This window comes from Candidatus Binataceae bacterium, from assembly GCA_036495685.1.
In the GTDB taxonomy this organism is placed as follows: Bacteria; Desulfobacterota; Binatia; order Binatales; family Binataceae; genus JAFAHS01.
This window is the reverse complement of sequence record DASXMJ010000139.1, coordinates 1-6,474: the sequence shown is the minus strand read 5'-3', so window position 1 is coordinate 6,474 and position 6,474 is coordinate 1. Positions and strand designations below refer to the sequence as shown.

The window sequence follows — 6,474 nt, the reverse complement described above, 5'->3', positions numbered from 1 at the left end:
TACCGGCAAATGTCCACCCCAATGAACTCGCGCTCCCGGCTCGTCTGCGATTGTCCGCCGGGTTGGGGCGCCCGCCGGCTCCGAATCTACAAGCGAACAGCAGATCTGCCCTCTTCTGGAATTGCTGATAGGCGACGGGCGAGAAATGAATCGACTCTGCTGCCGTACGTTCGGGCTACAAGCCCATTTGAAGACGAGGTCTGGAAAAGGCCCGTAATTGGTCGGTTCTCACGGCGATTTCAATCACTCTCTGAGCATTGGTCTGGAAATAGTAGTGGTGACGCTGGAAAGTGTAGAGCAGTTCCTCGCCCCCGGTGTCGGTGATTGGCACGGCCTGCCTTGACGCTCCCATCTGCTCGGCTAGCGGTCCTGCCAATCCATTCCGCGCCGCCTCGCGCCTTTCCTGCTCCACACAACCTGCGCAGGTAGTGAAACGCTTCGCCGCGACAGTTCCGATCGCCAGATACTTCGTCGTCGTGAGACCGCCTGCGTGGGAGCGCAATCTTGAATCCTACCAGTGGCGTTCTGGTGCGACAATGGAAGGGCCGACTCCTCGGTCCGTCCAAAAAACAGCGGGCAGCGCGACCACCGCCGCACCGCCCAAATCTGCCGATAGATTGCGCGTACTCGAAAATGACGCGGGCGTACTAGTGGGTCTGCACCGCCGAAATGATATTTCCCTGCGGGTCGGTTTCAAACACGTAGTGATGACCCTCATAGGAATAGTAGAGCATCTCGCCGCCGGTATCGGTCAGCGGCACCGCTTCCTTGGGCTGACCCATCTGCTGGGTGAGCTCGATGCGATTTCTGCCCTTCCACTGGGCTACGGCGCTTCGACTCTCTTCCGATGGTGTCGTGATCGCATTGCTGCATGCGCCTAACGTGACCACCAGCCCCAGAGCCACCCCTGCAGTAATCAATCGCTTCATGCGTGGTTTTTCCTTTCGTGGCGGGTTGGTCCGGCGCGGTGCACCGTCTGCACCGCGCCGGACGCATCTGACTTCTAGTAGCTGAACTCCAGGTTGATAAAGATTGAGTGGGTGTCGATCGGTACTGCATCGACAACTTGACCGGCACCCGGTTTCTTGAAGATGCCCGGCACGACCGAATCGACGGACGCAAAACTGACGTCGTGCTGGCTGTGGTAGTAGCTCACGTTCTGGTTGTCGATCGCGACACGCAGGTATTCGTTGATCTGCCACTGCACACCAACCACCCAGCGCTGGAAGTCCAGAGGATTGTTCTGGATATCCGTGTTCGGGTGCCACAGCGACCACAGGCCGAAGGCGGTGAACGGCGTATGCGGGATATGATAATGGCCCATGAGAGCATACCCGTCGTTGGGGTTCCGGCCATTGTTCAGGAAGGCGGTCGACATCTGGCTGAAGTTGAAATACGGATTGGCCGACTGCGGTCCCGTGGTTATGGGTCCTGACCCGGAGAAGGCATTGCTGGTGGTAAAGGCGTTGTGGCCCAAATCGTACTCGAACACCAAGCCCCAGTTCTCGGCGGTATAGTGCGCGAGGAACGCTTGGCGCATTATATGAGCCTGCGCGGCTCGCGGCCCGAACGGCGCACCGCCCTCCGTGCTCGGTGCGGCGTTGGTGTAGCCATAGTCGAAGAACCAGGTCAGGCCAAGGCCGTCGAAGCGCCACTTGGCGCCGAGCGGATAGACGCTGATACGGTTCATGTATTGCACAGTGTTGGTCTGCTCAGTCGCATGGAAACTGGCGTTGTTGTACACGCCGAGGTCATAGTCGATGTACTGCTTTTCGTTGAACTTGATGGGCCCCTGAATGGATGCGCCGACCTGCGTGGACGACAGGCTATAGTAGTTCCACGGCGTCAAGCACACGTAACGAAAACCCCACAGGTCTTCTTCCCACGCGACCAGCGGATTCGGTTGCTGGCCGCCCGTAATCGTGTTGCCTTTGAGCGGCTCTAACCAGTCGAACAACTTGTTGTATTGCAGGTAGGCGTACTTGAGACGGAAGCCCAAGTTGCCGTTCAGGTTGCTATTCCACTGCGTGTTATTGCCAACCGTAACATTGGTTCCGTTGCCGACCTGCTGATAGATATTCGGCGTAACGCGTGCCGTCAGGCCCTCGGTGGGAAAGAAATAGAAATTCAGATAGGTACGGGTAATGTCGAATGAGTTGAAAATGTTGTTCTGTGGTCCCGGATTCATAATCTGCGTCAGTTCCTGCGGTTGAAATCCGGTGTGGGTGTACAGGCGCCAGTCTGCGTAGATCAGGGTTCCGATACGGAACTTGTCCTGGAAGTTGTCGATATAGCTACGCCAAGCGGGTTTGATCTCCGCCACCTGACGCTCCAAATCCGCATTGCTCTGAGTAAGCTCGGAATTCTGGTGGACCAGCTGCTGAATCTGCTGCTTGTTGGCATCGAGTTGCACCTGGGTTTTCTGCTCTACCCGCCGCTCGATGGCGTTCGCATCCAGCGTCGTGGCCGGCACCTCGGTCAGCAGGGAGCGTCCTTTTCCGGGCCGGGTGAACACCTGCCCGGTGACCGGATCGACATACAATTTCAGCATCGGTGTTGAATAGCCCTGCGCTCGCGCGGGCACCGATGTTCCCAGCGCGATCAAAACCACGCTTAGGATGGCCGCCACTAGAAATCTACGCTTTGCGACTTTCACCAGGGTTCCTCCTCTTGTCCTCGGGCGCCGTAACGTTGAGTCGTCAGGCGCCGTAACGCCCGTCTCTGTTTCGCCTGCCCTTACTGTTGCTTGCTTCCCTGCTGGACGACGGTCTCCGACGGCCCGCCGCCGACGTTCTTATAATTCTCGCGCGCCCTGCGCGCCCGGTAGAGATCGAAGGTGGTGTATTGCTTGCCGCCGCATTCGTATTTTGTGGGCGAGCTGGAACTTATGAGGGTGCAGTTGCTCATGTCGGCAGGCACAATCGGCTGGCCGTTGGCCATCGCCGCGCCCGGCGGAGGGAAGTTGCCTCCACTTGTGCTCCTGCTGTAGCAGCTGGCCAACCCTACCACGATTACCCCTGCGCCAATACTCATTCGCAGAAACTGACTATTCATCTTCGAACCCATCTCTTAACTCTCCCCTCGTGCTGCTCGTTACTTGGCTGGAAGCTCGATTGTGTCCACCTGCTTGGCCGCAAGCTCGACCACCTGGGCGGGAAGCGGAGCGTAGTTCAGGGGCGGCGCGTACTGCTGGCCCGTATGCAGCGCCCAGTTGATGAACCGCTTTACCTGCTCGCCGACATCGCGTTTGCTTTGCTGCTGAAAAACCAGCAGGTAGGTAAACGACGAGATCGGGTATGCACTTGCGCCCGACGCGTCGGTGATCGATACGCGGAAATCGGATGGCATGTTCGCCGCTGCACCTGCTGCGGCCGCGGTAACTCCCTCCAGGCTGGCCTTGACCCAGTTGCCATCATGATTCTTTAGATCGGCAAACGGGATGTGATTGGTAAGCGCGTAAATCAGCTCGATGTAGCCGATCGAGCCAGGCGTCTGCTGCACCAGCGCAGTTACCCCTTCGTTGCCCTTGCCGCCCAATCCGACCGGCCATTTGACGGCGGTCGCCTTGCCGACGCCGCTGGCCCAGGCGGGACTAACCTTGGAAAGGTAATCGGTGAAGATGTAACTGGTGCCGCTCCCGTCAGAGCGATGGGCGACCACGATGTCGGTGGCGGGGAGAGTAGCACCCGGATTGAGCGCCGCGATCTTTGGATCGTTCCACTTGGTGATCTTGCCCATGAAGATATCGGCGACGGTCGGCCCGTCGAGTTTGAGTGTTCCGCTGAAGCCGGGCAGGTTATAGGCAACTACCACCGCGCCCATCACCGAAGGAAAATGGAGAATCTTCCCCGGCGCCGCTTTGAGCTGTTCATCGCTCATGGGCGCGTCGCTTGCACCGATATCGACCGTACGGTTGGTTAACATCCGGATTCCGCCGCCGGAACCGATCGACTGATAGTTGAATTTTACGTCGGGGACTTGCTTGGCGTAGACATCGAACCATTTCGAGTAGATAGGGTACGGAAAGGTTGCTCCCGCGCCGTTGATCAGCAGCGCCGCGCGGCTGGATGCGTAGCCGCCCAACGCTCCGACCAGCACGAGCAACGCAGCCACCACGATTGGTTTTCTCATCGCTCTCTCCAGTCTTTCAGAACTAGTTGTCTCCCCCTCGGGAGAATCCTCGCCTGTCCCGCGCAGGTCATACGCGAGCGCGGTGAACTTAGGCGGCCAAGGTTACGACCCGATTAATCCACGATGTCAGTCGATTGAAATCCGACAGGCTGGCGCGTCTTGGTGTTGATAAAGAACAGGTAGGTTGAAAATGAGCGAGTGCCCGACGGCAGGACCGCGCGCGGTTCGCTCGACCGAAATGGCAACCTCGGTACCCGGCCAAAGGCGAGAATCGTGCCATCGAAAGTGCCGCGCGCAGTCGCGGTGACCCAACTGCCCGCGCGGCGTGCAATCCGGTGGTCGCTAAATCGAGGTGAACCCCGGCAAGAATTAGTCGAGCGCAGGGCTGGAAGACCCGTTGATCTTTTGTGCCGCGCTCGACGACAATCTCCGCCATCCGATGTGGTTGCCGAGCGTAAAAGTCGATTCGGCGGTGCATCCCTTTTATGCTTTATGTCGCTTTGATGGTGAGAAATGTCGGCTCTGGAAGGCGTTAAGGTCGTCGAGTTCGGTTCCAACCTGGGGGCGGAGTACACCGCGTGGATTCTTGCGGAGCAGGGTGCGCGAACCATCAAGGTCGAGCCGCGGGACGGTTCTGCGCGCCGCGGCTCGTCACATTTTCACGTTCTGAACCGCTCCAAACAGTCGCTGTTCTTTGACCTGCATGCGGCTCCCGAACGCGTGGCGGAGCTGCTGCACTGGGCCGACGTGGTGGTGACCGGTTTTACTCCCGCGAATTTAAAGCGACTGAAACTCGACCCGGAATCTGTGCATCGGTTGAACCCCCGCGCGATAGCCGTGAATGTGCCGCCGCTGGGTAGCCGCGGTGAGCTGGCGGAGTTTGACGCGAACGACGATCTGGTAGCTGCCTATTCCGGGATAACCGGCAGCCAATGGGCGCGCAGCGCGAGTCCGGTCGCGCTGGTATTTCCCGCAGCTAGCTATTCGGCCGGGGTGATGGCAGCAACGGCGGCGGTAGCGTCGCTGTTTGCCCGCCGCGGGGAGGCGGCCGGGGAGGCCGTTGAAGTGTCATTGCTCGCGGGCGCGTTTTCGCTCCAGACCGGGGGCATCATCCGCCACGAGAAATTGACCACGCTCTACCACGGACCCCAGGATCCGCTCGGTCCGATTCCCTGTTATCGATTGTTTCAGGCTGGCGACGGGCGCTACTTGTTCGCGGCGTGCGGTAACTCGACTTTCTGGGGCAAGTTCACGCTTGCGCTGGAACGACCCGACCTGGTTGCCGACCCGCGCTTCGAAAACGCTCCCTGGGGAATTCCAGGTGATCAGTGGCAACCGCTGAAGGACATCATCGAACCGATCCTTCGCACCAAACCGCGCGCCGAGTGGCTCAAGATTCTGCGCGACAACGATGTCCCCTGTGCGCCGGTCCTGACCCGCCAGGAATTTATCGACTGGGAGCAGACCCAAGCCCTGGGGATGCGCCAGGAAATCCACGACCCGACGCTCGGCGCGACGGTGCAGTTGGGCTTGCCGTTTTTCCTTCACGACACGCCGGGCGCGATTTCCGGACCCGCGCCCGCGCGCGGCGACGAGCGTGCGGCGCGGAGGTGGCTCGCAGAGTCTGATGGTCCGGCGCGGTCGATCTCGGCTGACGGGCCGCGGCCGCCCGCCCGGGGGCCGCTCGACGGAATCGTGGTGCTGGACTTCGCCAGTTATATCGCCGGCTCCTATGGCCCGATGATTTTGGCACAACTCGGTGCGACTGTTATCAAGATCGAAAGCCTCGAGGGCGATTCTTTTCGGCATTTCGGATTCGGTTTTCTGGGCTGGAACCAGGGCAAGCGCGGACTTTCGCTCAATTTGGCGACCGAGGCGGGCCGCGAAATAGTTGAGGGGCTCGCGCGCAAGGCCGATGTGGTGGTGGAGAATCTTCGCCCCGGGCGGATGCGCCGCTTCGGTTTCGATTACCCACGGCTCTCGTCGCTGAATCCGCGCATCATCTTCATGTCGGTAAACGCGTTTGGAAATCACGGCCCCGAGCACGATCGGCCCGGCTTTGACCCGCTGTTACAGTCGTACTCCGGAGTGATGGCCGCACAGGGTGGTCCGCATGGGCATCCGGTTTACCTGACCTGCGCGATTTGCGACTACGGCGCCGCAATGATCTCCGCGCTTGGATGCGTCACCGCGCTGTGTGCCCGTGAGCGGACCGGGCGCGGACAATTCTGCGAGACCTCCCTGCTGCAAGCCTCGATGGCGCTCCAGGCGGGCGAGTTCATCTTCTATCGCGGGCGTCCCGACCTGGAGAATGGCAGTGCCGAGCATCGCGGCCGCTCGGCG

The 6,474-nt window shown here is 60.0% G+C and carries 5 protein-coding genes; 1 reads left to right on the top strand and 4 read right to left on the bottom strand.

Annotation, left to right across the window (positions count from 1 at the left end; all coding sequences use genetic code 11):
- Positions 1 to 647: 647 nt before the first annotated feature.
- The 4 genes from VGI36_13290 to pstS form a co-directional block, all read right to left on the bottom strand.
- Positions 648 to 929, bottom strand: coding sequence for a hypothetical protein (locus VGI36_13290; protein ID HEY2486118.1), 282 nt, complete (start codon positions 927 to 929; stop codon positions 648 to 650).
- A gap of 74 nt (positions 930 to 1,003) precedes the next feature.
- Positions 1,004 to 2,629 (bottom strand): hypothetical protein, encoded by a 1,626-nt coding sequence (locus VGI36_13285; GenBank protein ID HEY2486117.1) that lies wholly within the window; start codon positions 2,627 to 2,629, stop codon positions 1,004 to 1,006.
- Between the two features lie 107 nt (positions 2,630 to 2,736).
- Positions 2,737 to 3,066, bottom strand: a complete 330-nt coding sequence (locus VGI36_13280; GenBank protein ID HEY2486116.1) for a hypothetical protein — start codon at positions 3,064 to 3,066, stop codon at positions 2,737 to 2,739.
- 27 nt (positions 3,067 to 3,093) lie between these two features.
- Positions 3,094 to 4,131: a phosphate ABC transporter substrate-binding protein PstS gene (pstS, locus tag VGI36_13275; protein HEY2486115.1), complete on the bottom strand. Its 1,038-nt coding sequence runs from the start codon at positions 4,129 to 4,131 to the stop codon at positions 3,094 to 3,096.
- Positions 4,132 to 4,644: 513 nt separating this feature from the next.
- Between pstS and VGI36_13270 the strand changes: the two genes are divergently transcribed.
- The coding region (locus VGI36_13270; protein ID HEY2486114.1) for a CoA transferase at positions 4,645 to 6,474 on the top strand (1,830 nt) is incomplete at its 3' end.

What these genes read in the sequence shown, in the direction of transcription:
- pstS (HEY2486115.1), bottom strand. Translation starts at nt 4,131, where the DNA reads ATGAGAAAACCAATCGTGGTGGCTGCGTTGCTCGTGCTGGTCGGAGCG.
- VGI36_13290 (HEY2486118.1), bottom strand. Translation starts at nt 929, where the DNA reads ATGAAGCGATTGATTACTGCAGGGGTGGCTCTGGGGCTGGTGGTCACG.
- VGI36_13280 (HEY2486116.1), bottom strand. Translation starts at nt 3,066, where the DNA reads ATGGGTTCGAAGATGAATAGTCAGTTTCTGCGAATGAGTATTGGCGCA.